The 13,663-nt window shown below is 62.4% G+C and carries 14 protein-coding genes; 7 read left to right on the top strand and 7 right to left on the bottom strand.

The features are described from left to right. Positions 1 to 930 precede the first annotated feature (930 nt). The gene (locus U5805_RS25110) at positions 931 to 2,133 is read left to right on the top strand and encodes a DNA-binding protein (RefSeq protein ID WP_322106210.1); all 1,203 of its coding nucleotides are present in this window, start codon (positions 931 to 933) and stop codon (positions 2,131 to 2,133) included. Positions 2,134 to 2,227: 94 nt separating this feature from the next. Here U5805_RS25110 and U5805_RS25105 read toward each other — a convergent pair whose 3' ends face one another. From U5805_RS25105 to U5805_RS25095, 3 genes are all read right to left on the bottom strand, one after another. Next, positions 2,228 to 3,217 carry a tyrosine-type recombinase/integrase gene (locus U5805_RS25105; protein WP_322106209.1) on the bottom strand — a complete coding sequence of 330 codons (990 nt, stop codon included), beginning with the start codon at positions 3,215 to 3,217 and terminating at the stop codon, positions 2,228 to 2,230. Between the two features lie 71 nt (positions 3,218 to 3,288). Further along, entirely contained in the window at positions 3,289 to 3,699 is a 411-nt protein-coding gene (locus tag U5805_RS25100) for a DUF2471 family protein (protein WP_322106208.1), read from the bottom strand. Between the two features lie 107 nt (positions 3,700 to 3,806). Then, on the bottom strand, positions 3,807 to 4,427 hold the full coding sequence (locus U5805_RS25095; protein ID WP_322106207.1) for an XRE family transcriptional regulator: 621 nt from the start codon (positions 4,425 to 4,427) through the stop codon (positions 3,807 to 3,809). A gap of 123 nt (positions 4,428 to 4,550) precedes the next feature. On the opposite strand from U5805_RS25095, the gene U5805_RS25090 reads away from it, so the two are divergent. Beyond that, complete coding sequence (locus tag U5805_RS25090) at positions 4,551 to 5,750, top strand: glycine C-acetyltransferase (RefSeq protein WP_322106206.1); 1,200 nt, start codon at positions 4,551 to 4,553, stop codon at positions 5,748 to 5,750. Between the two features lie 16 nt (positions 5,751 to 5,766). Beyond that, positions 5,767 to 6,795, top strand: coding sequence for an L-threonine 3-dehydrogenase (gene tdh / locus U5805_RS25085; RefSeq protein ID WP_322106205.1), 1,029 nt, complete (start codon positions 5,767 to 5,769; stop codon positions 6,793 to 6,795). Between the two features lie 7 nt (positions 6,796 to 6,802). On the opposite strand, the gene U5805_RS25080 is transcribed toward tdh, so the two are convergent. After that, complete coding sequence (locus U5805_RS25080) at positions 6,803 to 7,426, bottom strand: YceI family protein (protein ID WP_322106241.1); 624 nt, start codon at positions 7,424 to 7,426, stop codon at positions 6,803 to 6,805. A 265-nt stretch (positions 7,427 to 7,691) separates the two neighbouring features. Here U5805_RS25080 and U5805_RS25075 point away from each other — a divergent pair, with 265 nt between their 5' ends. The 4 genes from U5805_RS25075 to U5805_RS25060 all read left to right on the top strand — a co-directional run bounded on the left by U5805_RS25075 (position 7,692) and on the right by U5805_RS25060 (position 10,475). After that, on the top strand, positions 7,692 to 8,369 hold the full coding sequence (locus tag U5805_RS25075) for a TetR/AcrR family transcriptional regulator (RefSeq protein ID WP_322106204.1): 678 nt from the start codon (positions 7,692 to 7,694) through the stop codon (positions 8,367 to 8,369). After that, a complete protein-coding gene (locus tag U5805_RS25070; protein WP_322106203.1) occupies positions 8,362 to 8,841 on the top strand; it encodes a nuclear transport factor 2 family protein in 480 nt (159 codons plus the stop codon). Before U5805_RS25075 ends, U5805_RS25070 begins: the two co-directional genes overlap by 8 nt. Positions 8,842 to 9,062: 221 nt before the next feature. Next, positions 9,063 to 9,635 (top strand): hypothetical protein, encoded by a 573-nt coding sequence (locus U5805_RS25065; RefSeq protein ID WP_322106202.1) that lies wholly within the window; start codon positions 9,063 to 9,065, stop codon positions 9,633 to 9,635. Between the two features lie 225 nt (positions 9,636 to 9,860). Next, entirely contained in the window at positions 9,861 to 10,475 is a 615-nt protein-coding gene (locus U5805_RS25060; RefSeq protein ID WP_322106201.1) for a thioredoxin fold domain-containing protein, read from the top strand. Between the two features lie 149 nt (positions 10,476 to 10,624). Here the strand turns inward: U5805_RS25060 and U5805_RS25055 are convergent, their stop codons facing one another. The 3 genes from U5805_RS25055 to U5805_RS25045 form a co-directional block, all read right to left on the bottom strand. Next, complete coding sequence (locus U5805_RS25055) at positions 10,625 to 11,530, bottom strand: DUF1571 domain-containing protein (RefSeq protein WP_322106200.1); 906 nt, start codon at positions 11,528 to 11,530, stop codon at positions 10,625 to 10,627. A gap of 178 nt (positions 11,531 to 11,708) precedes the next feature. Continuing rightward, positions 11,709 to 12,773, bottom strand: coding sequence for an alpha/beta hydrolase (locus tag U5805_RS25050; RefSeq protein WP_322106199.1), 1,065 nt, complete (start codon positions 12,771 to 12,773; stop codon positions 11,709 to 11,711). Continuing rightward, positions 12,770 to 13,663 (bottom strand): alpha/beta fold hydrolase, encoded by an 894-nt coding sequence (locus U5805_RS25045; protein ID WP_322106240.1) that lies wholly within the window; start codon positions 13,661 to 13,663, stop codon positions 12,770 to 12,772. Before U5805_RS25045 ends, U5805_RS25050 begins: the two co-directional genes overlap by 4 nt.

Genomic DNA, 13,663 nt, shown 5'->3' with positions numbered 1-13,663 from the left:
GCAAAGGCTCACCTTAGCGGCGATTTTCGCGTGGTACGAACGCATAAATCGCACCATCGCGCCTATGTCCCGTAAATCCTCACCAATACGCTTGGCGTTGCAAAGGTATTTCCGGGGGATGGGCTCGCCGCCATTAAACGCGGCGTTTGCGCCTCCCGAATATCCTCACCTGAAGCACCAAAACCCGCCAAAACCCCGACTTCGAGGCCTCCATCCCCGTAAAAACTCACCCCACATCCCGTTCCGATCCCGGTTCATCTCACCGGAGGGTTTTCTGCACCCGGTTGCGGGCGAAAAACAGCCACGATACCGCTTCCTGAATCCCATCACCGTTACATTTTCCGCAACAGCCCGATATTTGGCCTCTGCTGCTTATGGCGCCGAGGACATGCTCCCGAATCGCCTCACCCTTGCTGCGGAGTCAAGAATCAGGCGTTCCCGAACCCGCTCACCACCGGTCCCGCCGCGGCTCACCGGCCATCCCGAACCCCTCCACCGGCGTGTCCCGCATAGCCTCACCACGATTCCCGTAAAGCTTCACCTGAGTGCGCCGAAACCCACGCCAGGCAAGGGTTTGCCGTGGCGTTAACGTCTTTAACAAAGTATCAAGGTGTTTACTTTTATTACTCTCAAACACTTTCCTTCCCCGAGCCTCTGGAGATATCCCCCGAAACCGCCGATGCAAACACAACGGCTTCCGTGAAACAACCGTTCGAAGTACAATCGTTACAAAATCGCCTGTTAAATCAGTCCCTTAAGAAACAAACCTCGCTTTGTTTCACAAAGAGATTGCCTTTGTCATTGACGCACAGAGGCAAGTTTGCTTCCTACACGATAGAAAAAGGCGGTTCCGCACAGTTCTTCGAAAATCCGTAGCGAAAAATACGTAATTTGTTATTATTCGGCCATATCCCGGCCGAGAATACCAACATGCGTGATCAGGATCGTCAAACCATTCGCGAAGAAATCGACGCGCTACGCAAAAACGGAGCACGTCGGCAGGAACTGTCTCTGCATGCCTGCAAGCGACTGTTCTTCGATTTCGAGATCCGGCCGTCGATGGCGACGGTTCGCGATCTGACGCAAACCGGCAGCGCCAGCGACATCCCCAAAGATATCGAGCTGTTTTGGCAACGTATTCGCAGTACGTCGAAAGTGCGCGTCGGTACTGGAGCGATTCCGCCCGCGCTCGAGGAACGCGCCGGTGAATTGCTGGGCGCGCTGTTCGAAGAAGCGCTGACGCTCGCGCGCGACGCGTTGCAAACCGAGCGCGCCGAATTCGAAGCAGGCCAGCGCGAAGCCGAGCACAAGATCCGCGAAGCCGAAGCGCGCCGCGCTGCCGCAGACGAAATGCTCCAGCGCAGCGAAGCCCGCACGGAAGCCGCTTATGTCCGCGTGAGTGAACTCGAAAGCCAGCTCGCAGCCACGTCCGCGCAAGGTGCGCTTCATCAGGGCAATCGCGACGTGTTGCTAGCGCGGCTGGAAGCGGAAAACGCATCGCTGCGCCAGCGGATCGAAGCCGAGCAAGCCACGAATGCCGGGCTGCGCGACCGCATCGACGGGTTGCACGAGGAGATGCGCAAGAGCACCGAACATTACGCGCAACAGATCAAGGACGCGCTGGCCGAAGCCGAGCGGCGCGTCAAGCCGATGCTCGTGGAACTGGATTCGCTGCGCTCGATGTCGTCGACGTGGCAGGCCGCGCAGCGCGACGCGAGCAAGAAGGAATTCGATTTCATCCAGCAGATCGCGACGGCCAAGGCGCGCGCCGATCGCCTCGACATCGTGTTGCGAGAACGCTCGGACGAAGTGGATGTGCTGACGCGTCAGGTGTCGGCGCTGCGCAACCAGCGGGGCGTCGACGCTTCGGTGGCCGCCGTGCTGTGCTCGCTCGCGCAAGCCGGCCGTCTGACCGACGACGAACTTGCGCAACTCGGCAAAGTGGTCGATGGCCACGTTGAATTACCGTCGCGTTGCCCAAATTGCGAAGAAGGCGAGCCGGAACTTGCCGAAGTGGACGACGGCTTCGAACTGTCCTGCCCGGAATGCGAATACACGTCAGGCGCGGGTGCCTCCCGCCTCGAAACGCTGGCCCGGTTCATGGCCGGCACGCGGCTGCGCGCCAAAGCGTGAGGTGAGAATTTACAGGAGCGGCAGCAGCGCGCTGCGGTGAGGCTTTGCAGGAAGCCAGTCCGACAGAATACGCATTGGGCTTTGATTTGCGTTCTTAGGATTCGGTGTTTTCCGCGGCAGGCGGCAACGCGTTTCGCTCGGTCCACGCTTGCCACGAGCGATGAAGGCGGCCGGCCGAAATCGGTTGCAGAAATCCTAGCCATTGCCCCACCTGGTCGGTTTCCACGCCGCGCTCGAACAATTCGGCCGCGAACGTATTGCGCAATGTTTGCGGGCTTGCCCGTTCGGATCGGGTTTGCGTGATACCGACTTCTTCCATCAAGGCGTCGATGGCGCGCAGCACGGTGGCCTTATGCATTGGCCGACCCGAAGGCGATCCGGGAAACACGAGTTGCCCCGGCAGATTTGCCAGGCGGCGCGCCTCGAGCCACGCGCCCAGCACGTCCACGGCAAATGGCGCGAGACGGGTGACGCGAGTGAACACCGGATTAGCCGCTTCGATCGTGACCCACTCCGAACCGATGGCCACGCAGTCGAGCGTCAACGCGATTGCGTCGCCGGTTTTCAATCCACCGCCAAGGAAAATGGCGACCAGCGCGCGGTCGCGCCGTTCGCGCCATCGCTTCGCGGCGGATTGCTCGACGAGCGGGGAAAACAGCCGGCCGATGATCGCCGCGCGCTCGGCCGCGTTCAGAAATCCCGTTGGCTCGTTCTCGCGCGCATTGCGCCAAGCCGCTTCGCCATCCTGTGCGATGAAGCGCGCGGGATTGGTCGAAGCGAGTTCGATTTCGCGAACATGGTCGAGCACGCGTTCGATGAGCCGCAAATAGCGCAGCCGTTGCGGCTTCTTTACATCGAGACTCGCGACAAATTCCGCGATTGTGCCCGTGTCCACGGTCATGATGGTTTTGCGCTTGAGCGCAAGCCATTCGAGAAAGCGCCCCCACTGCACGCGATAAACGTCGGCGGACGAGCGGCGTAAATCCTGCGAAACCAGCCATGCGCCGAAGGCGCCGGCGGGATCGCGTTGCCAGTCGGCGCGCTTTTGATCGAACAGGTCGCGTGGGGATGGAGAGGATGTCATCTCTATCATTCCGTTAGTTGCGTTGCAAGTGATTATACCGGCCGCAATCGCCACCGGCCAAATAGGTGCAACTAACCGCCCCAAGCTCGCGCCGGTCGGATTGCCTCGCGGGGCTTTTGCTGTTGTGCCGCCTCCATGCTTCGTGCAGCCCGCTCATAGGCGGAGACGGCAAACGCGAACACCGCAGGCAGCGCATTGGACTGGCCGAAATCCACCGTTTCATCGGTTTCGGGGAACGCGAGATCGTTGGGCCGCTGAAACAGCCCGAGCATCAGCGCATCGTGACGGCTGGCAAAGCCAAGATCCGCGAGCGCCTCGGCTTCGATGGCATGGAGCAGCCGCCACGTAAGCGGAACGTGCTGCGAGATGTAACGCTGCGCGACGTTGCGAACGATACGTTCGAGGTCGCGCGCGGCCGCCTGAAAGCGCAAGGCGGCCAGTTCCTGTTCGGTTTGCAATGCTGTTGGGGGCGAGAGAGGCATCGACGGCTCCGGTCGGGCTTTTACTGTATGAATATACAGTAGTCGGGCCAAACGCGCAGCCTCATCCGTTCGGCCAGATTGGCGCGTCCCCGCCGCGTGCGGTGCGCTCAGCCGTGAATCACCACCAGAAGCGCGCGCGCCTCCCCCTTGCCCACGTTGCGGATCGCATGTGGTTGATCGGCAATATAACGTGCGGTGTCGGCGGCCCGGACGCGCTGCGTCGCGCCGCCCGCCTCCACTTCCAGGCTGCCTTGCAGCACGGTCAAATGTTCGCGCGTGCCCGGCTCGTGCGCGTTCGACACCAGCGCGCCGCCGGGTTTCAGCGTCAGTTCGTACCACTCGAAACTGCCGGCGAGATCAATGGGACCCCAAACACGCAGTTGATAACCCCCGTCCTGCCCATGAAGCGTCGGAATATCGTGCGGCCCGGCCACGGCAATCGCTTCGGGCGCCTTGGGCGCGGCGAACAACGAGTCGAGTTTCACGCCCAGCGCGTTGGTCAGCCGCCACGCCACGGCGATGGTCGGGTTCGCTTTGTCCCGCTCGATTTCCGATAGCATTGATTTCGAGACGCCCGCCGCGCGCGAAAGATCGTCCAGCGTCATTTTGCGTTCGGCGCGCAGACGCTGAATCTGCTCGCCGACGCGCGGCGGCACGGCCGTTGCCGCGACCGGCGTGTCGGAATGCGTTGCCGCCAACGCAGCGCGCGGTTTGCGAGTGCTTGCCATTCACGGCCTCATCGTTTAGAGTTCGTTCGACATATCGAACACAGGTTCGAAATAAAGAAAATGTTCGCTCAAGGCTGACGGCGACTATAGCAGCCGCGGCCCTCCCTGTCAGGAGCCCGATTCATGCCTACCCCGTACATCGATCATCTGCGCGCCACGCTCGACCAGATTCGCGCCGATGGCTTCTACAAGCACGAGCGCGTGATCGCCACGCCGCAATCCGCCGGCATCCGGCTCGCGAACGGCAGCGACGTGCTCAACTTCTGCGCCAACAACTACCTCGGTCTCGCCAACGACGCGCGCCTTGTTGCCGCCGCGAAAGACGGGCTCGATCGCGACGGCTTCGGCATGGCGTCGGTGCGTTTCATCTGCGGCACGCAAACCGTACACAAGCAGCTCGAAAGCGCGCTTTCCGCGTTTCTGCAAACCGAGGATTGCATTCTCTATTCGAGTTGTTTCGACGCCAACGGCGGTCTGTTTGAAACGCTGCTCGGCGACGAGGACGCCATCATCAGCGACGAACTCAATCACGCGAGCATCATCGACGGCGTGCGGCTTTCGAAGGCGCGCCGCTATCGCTACAAGAACAACGATCTCGCCGATCTCGAAGCGAAACTGCGCGAAGCCGATGCAGCGGGCGCCCGCTACAAGCTGATTGCGACGGACGGCGTGTTCTCGATGGACGGCATCATCGCCGACCTCAAAGGCATTTGCGATCTCGCCGACCGCTACGACGCGCTCGTGATGGTCGACGACTCGCACGCCGTGGGTTTCATCGGCGAAAACGGCCGCGGCACGCCTGAACATTGCGGCGTCGCGCAGCGCGTCGACATCGTGACGGGCACGCTCGGCAAGGCGCTCGGCGGCGCGTCGGGCGGCTATGTCGCGGCGAAAAAGGAAGTGGTCGAATTGCTGCGCCAGCGCTCGCGCCCGTATCTGTTTTCGAACACGCTCACGCCGAGCATCGCGGCCGCCTCGCTGGCCGTGCTCGAACTGATCGCGAGCGACGAAGGCGCGCAACTGCGCCGCCGCGTGCGTGAGAACGGCGCGCAATTTCGCCGCGACATGAGTGCGCTCGGCTTCACGCTCGTGCCCGGCGAACATCCGATCATTCCGGTCATGCTCGGCGACGCGCAAGTTGCATCGAAGATGGCCGATGCGTTGTTGCACGAAGGCGTGTACGTGATCGGCTTTTCGTATCCCGTCGTGCCGAAGGGCCGCGCGCGCATTCGCACGCAAATGAGCGCTGCGCACACGCCCGAACAGATCGCGCGCGCGGTGGACGCGTTCGCGCGCGTGGGCAAGCAGCTCGGCGTGATTTGATAGGGAATCCGAAATAATGAAGGCACTCGCCAAACTCGAACGCGGTCCCGGGCTCACGCTCACGCGCGTGAAGAAGCCCGAAGTCGGTCACAACGACGTGATGATCAAGATCCGCAAGACCGCGATTTGCGGCACCGACATTCACATCTGGAAGTGGGACGACTGGGCGCAAAAAACGATTCCCGTTCCCATGCACGTAGGCCACGAATACGTGGGCGAAATCGTCGAAATGGGCCAGGAAGTGCGCGGCTTCGAAATTGGCGACCGCGTGTCGGGCGAAGGGCATATCACCTGCGGTTTTTGTCGCAACTGCCGCGCAGGGCGGCGCCACCTTTGCCGCAATACGACGGGCGTGGGCGTGAATCGCGAAGGCGCGTTTGCCGAATATCTCGTGATTCCGGCCTTCAACGCGTTCAAGATTCCGCCTGAAATCAGCGACGATCTGGCCGCGATCTTCGATCCTTTCGGCAACGCCACGCATACGGCGCTCTCGTTCAATCTCGTGGGCGAAGACGTGCTGATTACCGGTGCGGGGCCGATCGGCATCATGGCCGTGGCCATTGCGAAGCACGTGGGCGCGCGCAACGTCGTCATCACCGACGTCAACGATTACCGCCTGGAACTCGCGCGCAAGATGGGCGCGACGCGCGCCGTGAACGTCGCGCGCGAATCGCTGCGCGAGGTGATGCAGGAATTGCACATGGCCGAAGGCTTTGACGTGGGCCTGGAAATGTCGGGCGTGCCGAGCGCATTCACGGCGCTGCTCGAGTCGATGAATCACGGCGGCAAGGTCGCGTTGCTCGGCATTCCGCCTGCGCAAACCGCGATCGACTGGAATCAGGTTATTTTCAAGGGACTCGAAATCAAGGGCATTTATGGCCGCGAGATGTTCGAGACCTGGTACAAGATGGTCGCGATGCTGCAAAGCGGCCTCGATCTTTCGCCGATTATCACGCACCGCTTCAACGTGGACGATTACGAAAAAGGCTTTGCGGCGATGCTTTCCGGCGAAAGCGGCAAGGTCATTCTCGACTGGGCCGCCTGATTTTCCACTACGACTTCGGCGCCGTTTCGCCCGGCGCGGGCTGCGCGAATTCGGCCTGAATACGCACGTCGATATCGTCGCCCACGGCGGGATACCACGTCGACAAGCCGAACTTCGCGCGGCTGAAATGACCGCTCGCCGAGAAGCCGATAGTCGGTTGCTTCGTGAGCGGATTCGGCGCGTAGCCGTTGAGCGTGACGTCCAGCGTGACCGGCTGCGTCACGCCGCGTATCGTCAGGTTGCCCGTGAGTGTGCCGCGCGCTTCGCCGGTGCGCTCGAAATGCGTGCTCGTGAAGCGGATCTGCGGATAGCGCGCCGCGTCGAGCATCTGCGTGCCTTTGACCATCGAGTCGAGCGCGCTCACATTGGTGTCGAGGCTGGTTGCGTCGATAGTCGCGTCCACCGAAGCTGAATCGAGTCCGCCCGCGCGCCAGTCGAGTTGCGCCTGCGCGCGATCGAAGCGCATGACGAAGCGCGAATAGTGAAAGTGATCGACGTCGAAAGTCACGCTCCAGTGGTGCGCATCCATCACGTAATGTCCCGGCGGCACGTCGGCTTCGGTGCGGCTCACGCTGTGCGTGACCACGCGCAACGGCGTGCAGGCGGCGAGACTGGCCGCGCAGATCGCCATGCACAACGCGCGGCGCTTCGCGAATGCGAATGACGTGAATCGTTGTCGCTGTTGCTTCATCATTGCTCTCCAATCGCGCGCGGCAACGCCGCTATCAAATCATAACGGGCGGCGCGCCCGCTTTCTTCCCGCTCGATCGACATTTTCCCCGCATCGCACGCCCGCGAGAAAAACGCTTGACGCGGGAGAATGATCGTTCTACTCTGCGCGCATGGAGAACGATCATTCTCCCAAAGTTGCCAGGCACGACCGCAAAGAGAAACCGATGACCCCGCCCGAAACCGCCGATTCCACCGCGCCGCAAGCCGATGTGCGAGAGCGTTTGCTCGAAGCCGCCGAAGCGCTGATTTACGCGGGCGGCATCCACGCCACGGGCGTCGACGCCATCGTGCGTGCCGCGGGTGCCGCGCGCAAGAGCTTTTATACGTACTTCGAATCGAAAGACGCGCTCGTGGCCGCCGCGCTCGAACGCCGCGACGAACGCTGGATGCGCTGGTTCGTCGCCGGCACCCTGGCGCGTGGGCGCACGCCGCATACGCGCCTGCTCGCCATGTTCGACGTGCTGCGCGAATGGTTCGTGTCGGATGGCTTTCACGGCTGCGCGTTTCTCAACGCGGCGGGCGAGATCGCTTCGCCCGACGATCCCATTCGCAAGGTCGCGCGTTTTCACAAGGAACGTTTGCTCGAATTCGTGCGCGAACAAAGCGATGCCTGGGCCGCCGCCGTGGGCGCCGACCCTCGCGTGGCCGCGCGCCTCGCACGCCAGTGGCTCATCCTGATCGACGGCGCCATTGGCGTGGCGCTCGTGAGCGGTGAAGCCGACGCGGCGCTCGACGCGCGCACGGCAGGCCGTCATCTGCTCGAGGCGCTCGCGCCGCAAGACTCAAACCGGAATGCGCCAGCCCGGCGCGTCGTCCAACGCAAGGAGAAAGACCATGAGTGATTCGACCGAAGTGCGTCCGCCGTTGCCCCCGTTCACGCGCGAAACCGCGATTCAGAAAGTGCGTGCCGCCGAAGACGGCTGGAACACGCGCGACCCGCAACGCGTGGCGCTCGCTTATACGCCGCAAAGCGTGTGGCGCAATCGTGCGGAATTCGTGACGGGCCGCGAGGCGATCGTCGGCTTTCTCGCGCGCAAGTGGGCGCGCGAACTCGATTACCGCTTGATCAAGGAACTGTGGGCATACACGGACAACCGCATTGCGGTGCGCTTTGCCTATGAATGGCATGACGATTCGGGCAACTGGTTTCGCTCGTACGGCAACGAGAACTGGGAATTCGACGAAAACGGCTTGATGGCGCGCCGTTTCGCGTGCATCAACGATCTGCCGATTCGCGAAGCCGACCGTCTTTATCACTGGCCGCTCGGCCGCCGCCCCGACGATCACGCGAGCCTCAGCGATCTCGGTCTTTAAGCCGCGGTTCCGGGCACGGTCGCGCCCGCACGTTCATCGCGCCGACTCACGCCGCTGGCATCATGGCGGCGGCGCGCGATGGTGCGAACGAGCGCTCATTCCGAGCACCGCTTCCATTGCGTCCGCATCGGGTTGCGGTACAGTTTGCGCTTCACCTGTACCAGTACCCCGACAACAACAACGGGCCCGCGCGGCCCGGCGCAAGAACGGACGGAGAGCCCATGCGGTTTTGGCAGAAGCAAGGCGGCGCGGCAACGGCGGTCGTATCCAGGCCGAAAAATCAGGCACGAAAAAGAACACGGGGCTGGGCGGCGGCATCACTGCTTGCTTCGTTGCTGGCCTTGGGCGCCGCGCAGCCGGCGCGCGCGGCGGACTGGTGCGCCTCGGGCGTGTGGCTCGACGCGATGGTGGCGTCGTATCACATCAACCCCGACAAAGATTTCGAGCAGTTCAATCCGGGTCTCGGCGTCGAGTGCTGGATCAACGATCAATGGGCCGTAACGGGCGGCGGCTTCCGCAATTCGCTGCGTCGGCCGTCGTGGTACGCGGGCGGCGTGTGGGCGCCGGAGTTCTTGCATTGGGGCTTCGTGCGGCTCGCGGCAATGGGCGGCATCATCACCGGCTACAACTACGGCGACTGGGGCCTCGGGCGCAATCACACGATCGGGCCAGTGGCCGCGCCGCTCGTGATGGTCGCGTACAAGCGCGTGGGCATCAATTTCATCGTCGTGCCGCCGATTCCTTCCGACGACCTGCCGTTTACCATCGGCTTCCAGTTACGGTTCAGGTTCTGAACGAACCATTCCCGCAAACTCTCACCTTTGCGATTGACGCCGCGTCGGCGCGATCGATCCGATCCCACGTGATCAGCGCGAACAAACGCGATCAACGCGTGCAGGCGCGAACCTGTCATGCGCGCCATGTTCACGCCAGCAACGCGTCACGCCCTGGCCCTAACATACTGGGCTTCGCGTTCTAGCGCGCGTCACGTCGCGCTCGCTGCAAGTCAAAGGAAAAGCATGAAGACGTTGATACGCACCTTGATCGCCGCTGCTGCGGTGTCGATGACGGTTTCGGCGATGGCTGCCGACGGTCCCGAGCCTTCGTGGCTGCCCGCCACCGCCGCCACGCGTTTTCAAGGTGCAAGTGCGATTGTGGAAGGCGCGAGCGGCGCGAACGTCAAGTCGACGCTTTATGTCTTCATGGACCCTAACTGCATTTATTGCCACCTGGTGTGGAAAGCGCTGCAACCGTATGAAGCTGCGGGTTTGCAGGTGCATTGGATTCCGATGGGCTTTTTGAAGCCCGATTCGCCGGGTAAAGCGGCCGCGCTGCTCGAAGCGAAGGACGGCGCCGCGCTGCTCAAGCAGCTCGAAACGCACTATTCGGAGAAGGACGAATCGGGCGGCATTGCGCCGCTCGCAAACATTTCGTTCAACGATCAAACGCGTTTGAACGCCAACGCGCAACTGTTTCAGGATCTGGGTTTCGACGGCACGCCCACGCTGATTTATCGCGGCTCGGGCGGACGTTGGGCCGATATCAGCGGCTTGCCGAAACTGAGTCAATTGCCCGGCATGCTGAACCTGCCCGCGCAACCGATCACCGATCCCGAACTGCAACGCTATCGCTGAACCGCGAGGCGGTGAGTTCACCGAAGCATCGTTGTCTCACCGCCCATGCCGATAAGGTGAGACGTTCCAGGAGGCGCGGTCGGGGTGAAACTTGACTGCGCAATGAACGCACCTTCCCGGAAACCCTCACCTTTGCCTGCGCAAACGCGTTAGAACTTGTAGCCGGGGTTTTTCGGATCGAAGGCTTCGTCGTCGAATTGCTTCGGCGTGATGCTGTCGATCACGATCTTCTCGAAGATTTCGCCGTCGTCGTCATAGGCTTCGACAGTGCGGAAATACGGGTGCCGCAAGTCGAGACCGAGCGTTTGCTTCTTCGCGTAGAACTGCGGCTTGCCGCTCGGCGATACATACGTGAGCGCCACCACGCGCACGCCGCTGATCGTTTTCACTTCCACTTGCGGTTTGTAGTCGGTGCCCGCCGCCACGTACTTCTTCGCGTCGGTGATGAACTGGCTCACGATAAACTCCGTGCCCAGGTCCGTGATCTTGTGATTCGATTGCGAGCGCGCGAGCGTGCCGTCGAGCGCGGTCCACATCGGCATGACGCCGAGCAGGCCGCCCAGGTGGCCGTACATTTCGTCGCTGCGTTTGGACGCGTCGTAAATCACTTCTTCGCCCGAGTGATCGCCGTCGGGCAGCCATTTCGCGTAGATGCGCAACGGGTCGTGCTCCAGTTTCACGAGCATATGCGCGGGCTTGCCGGGCCATTTGCCGTTGAGCCGTTCCCAACGCGAAAGCGTGAATTCATACGACGGATATCCCGAAGGCCCGAGCTTGATGAGCGTGGGCACCACCACGGGATCGAGCGCCGTGAATAATGCGGTGAGTTGCGCATCGTCCATCTTCACGAGCGCGCCGCTCTTTTGCGCGCGTTGCAGCCATTTCACCTGCTGTTCGGGGCCGAGCTTCGCGACGTCGGCGGCAGAGGTCATGGCCGACGCGTGCGCGGTCGATTCCGCATCGGCAGCGGGCGTTTCGTCCTGCGCGAACGCCGATAGGGTTGCGAACGCAACGACCGCGCATGCAATCAGATGTCGTGTTGCCGGGGCTTTCATGATGGTCTCCCTTATGAATACTCGCGCGGCTTGAGCCTGGCCTGAGCCTCGCCATTTCTTCGTCGCGCAACGCGCGCCGCAAAATCTTGCCGACATTCGTCTGCGTCTCCTGACGTGTCGAGTGCCGCTGTTGCGCGGTTCTATCGACGATAGCAGCGCAACGCCGCGATTGCCCGCTTCAGTATCGAGCAGACGCTCTGGCGCCGCCCGGCACGCCGCGCAACGGCGCTTCGCTCACGGGTTGATCGACGCGAATTTCGCGCGCACTGCTCGCGTGCGACGTGCCGGAGATCGCGGAAAGCAGCCAGTCGAACGTCGTGCCTGGCGCGGTAACGGGCAACATGTGCCCGCCGCGCACGACCTTGAGCGTGACCAGCTCGGACTTTCTGCGCAAGGCATCGCCATGACGCCGCCAATTCAGCACGGCGTCTTCGCTGCCGAACAGAGTGTCGACAGGAATCGTCAGTTGTCCGTAGCGTTGTTCCATCTGCGCGAGATCGTCGGCGTCTTCTATCGCCACGAGATCGGCGGACGCGTTGTAGAAACCGCTCGGGCGCAAGCTCAACAGGCCGCCGCCGCGCGTGGGGAAGTCCTCGGGCACGGCCTCGGGCGCGAACACCTGTTTGAGCACGGCCGCACTTGTCGCTAGCCCGATGGGCGTGGCGAACGTGTTCGAAACAAAGCGGCGCACCGCCTTCGAGCGCAACACGAGCGCGCGAAATGCCGCCGGCACGTCGGTTTGCACGTGCGTGAGCGGCGCAATGAGCGCGACGCGCTCAACGGTGCGCGCATGATCGAGCGCCACGGCCAACGCAATCGCGCCGCCGAGCGAGTGCCCCACCAGCACGGGCGCTTCGAGTTGCAGCGTTTCGATAAAGCGCGCCACCGTTTTTGCCTGCGCCCGGATATTCGCCTGCGATTGCGCGCCACGTATCGAATAACCGGAGCCGGGACGGTCGATGAGAATCACGCGATATTCGCGCGCGAGCGTAGCGATCGGCAGCCACGCGAAATTGCGCATTTGTCCGCTCAAGCCGTGTACGAACACGACGGGCGGCCCGCTGCCGTATTCGACGTAATGAATGCGGTCGCCGTCGATATCGACAAGCTTGCCATCCATCGGCACGGACGCTTCGATCGCGCGTGCGGCGCGTTTCGTGAACAGGGCGAGCGCCACGATAACCAACACGGCCACCAAGACAACCGCAGCGGCACTCACGACTGCCAGAACGAGTGGATTCACGGACTCACCTCGGTGTGCAGGGAAGATTCGTTGCGCAGGCCCCGTTGCGCGCAACGTTCGGCGAAACGCATGAAACGCGCGGCGATTTGCGGCGCTTCGCTAACCACGGCCCAATGCGGCGCGGCGATGACCTCGCTTTCATAGGCGCCAAGCCAGCGTTCGAGACCTTCCGACATGGCGGGCGTGACGTAGCGGTCGAAGCGCGGCACGATGAATTGCACCGGAACGCGCGTACTGCGCTCGCGCGGACTCTGCGCACAGGCGCGAAAATTCGTGCGATAAAGCTGTAATCCGTTGATGGCGTTGCGCAGTTGCTGAGGATCGCGTTCGAGACGCACGCGCTCCGTTCTGCGCACCCACCACGGCCACAGTTTCGCGCCGCCGAGTTGCCACACGAGTTCGGGCAACAGCGGCAGGTGAAAAAAGCCGATGTACCACGACTTCAGCAACTGACTGACGTTGCGCGGCTTGCTGAACACATGATCGAGGCAAGGCCCAGATAGGGAGGTGTACGAAATAATGCGCGATTCGAACGCGGGGTCGGTCACGGCTTCCCAGCTTTGAATCGAGCCCCAGTCGTGCGCAAGCAGATGAAAAGGCTGCGCGCCGCAAGTCGCGTTGGCAACCGCCATCAAGTCGCGTTCGAGATGGGCGAGCGCATAACCCGCACGACCGCAATCGGGCGCCTGCGAAGCGCCCATGCCGCGAACGTCGTAGGCCACCACGCGATAGCGCGTGTCGAGTTCGGCGCGCAACGCTTGCCACACGCGCGCCGAGTCGGGATAGCCATGCACGAGGATGACGCGCGGCGCGTCGGCGGGGCCGCTGACATACGCCGCGAGGCGCACGTCGCCGGACTGCACGAACACGGTTTCATACGCGTCGTGCAT

The organism is Paraburkholderia sp. J41, from assembly GCF_905220235.1.
In the GTDB taxonomy this organism is placed as follows: Bacteria; Pseudomonadota; Gammaproteobacteria; order Burkholderiales; family Burkholderiaceae; genus Paraburkholderia.
The sequence above is the reverse complement of the archived record's forward strand: the minus strand, read 5'-3'. Positions and strand labels throughout refer to the sequence as shown.

What these genes read in the sequence shown, in the direction of transcription:
- U5805_RS25090 (WP_322106206.1), top strand. Translation starts at nt 4,551, where the DNA reads ATGCCTACCCCGTACATCGATCATCTGCGCGCCACGCTCGACCAGATT.
- U5805_RS25070 (WP_322106203.1), top strand. Translation starts at nt 8,362, where the DNA reads ATGAGTGATTCGACCGAAGTGCGTCCGCCGTTGCCCCCGTTCACGCGC.
- U5805_RS25055 (WP_322106200.1), bottom strand. Translation starts at nt 11,530, where the DNA reads ATGAAAGCCCCGGCAACACGACATCTGATTGCATGCGCGGTCGTTGCG.
- U5805_RS25080 (WP_322106241.1), bottom strand. Translation starts at nt 7,426, where the DNA reads ATGGCGATCTGCGCGGCCAGTCTCGCCGCCTGCACGCCGTTGCGCGTG.
- U5805_RS25110 (WP_322106210.1), top strand. Translation starts at nt 931, where the DNA reads ATGCGTGATCAGGATCGTCAAACCATTCGCGAAGAAATCGACGCGCTA.
- U5805_RS25105 (WP_322106209.1), bottom strand. Translation starts at nt 3,217, where the DNA reads ATGACATCCTCTCCATCCCCACGCGACCTGTTCGATCAAAAGCGCGCC.
- U5805_RS25065 (WP_322106202.1), top strand. Translation starts at nt 9,063, where the DNA reads ATGCGGTTTTGGCAGAAGCAAGGCGGCGCGGCAACGGCGGTCGTATCC.
- U5805_RS25075 (WP_322106204.1), top strand. Translation starts at nt 7,692, where the DNA reads ATGACCCCGCCCGAAACCGCCGATTCCACCGCGCCGCAAGCCGATGTG.
- U5805_RS25045 (WP_322106240.1), bottom strand. Translation starts at nt 13,663, where the DNA reads ATGCACGACGCGTATGAAACCGTGTTCGTGCAGTCCGGCGACGTGCGC.
- tdh (WP_322106205.1), top strand. Translation starts at nt 5,767, where the DNA reads ATGAAGGCACTCGCCAAACTCGAACGCGGTCCCGGGCTCACGCTCACG.
- U5805_RS25100 (WP_322106208.1), bottom strand. Translation starts at nt 3,699, where the DNA reads ATGCCTCTCTCGCCCCCAACAGCATTGCAAACCGAACAGGAACTGGCC.
- U5805_RS25095 (WP_322106207.1), bottom strand. Translation starts at nt 4,427, where the DNA reads ATGGCAAGCACTCGCAAACCGCGCGCTGCGTTGGCGGCAACGCATTCC.
- U5805_RS25060 (WP_322106201.1), top strand. Translation starts at nt 9,861, where the DNA reads ATGAAGACGTTGATACGCACCTTGATCGCCGCTGCTGCGGTGTCGATG.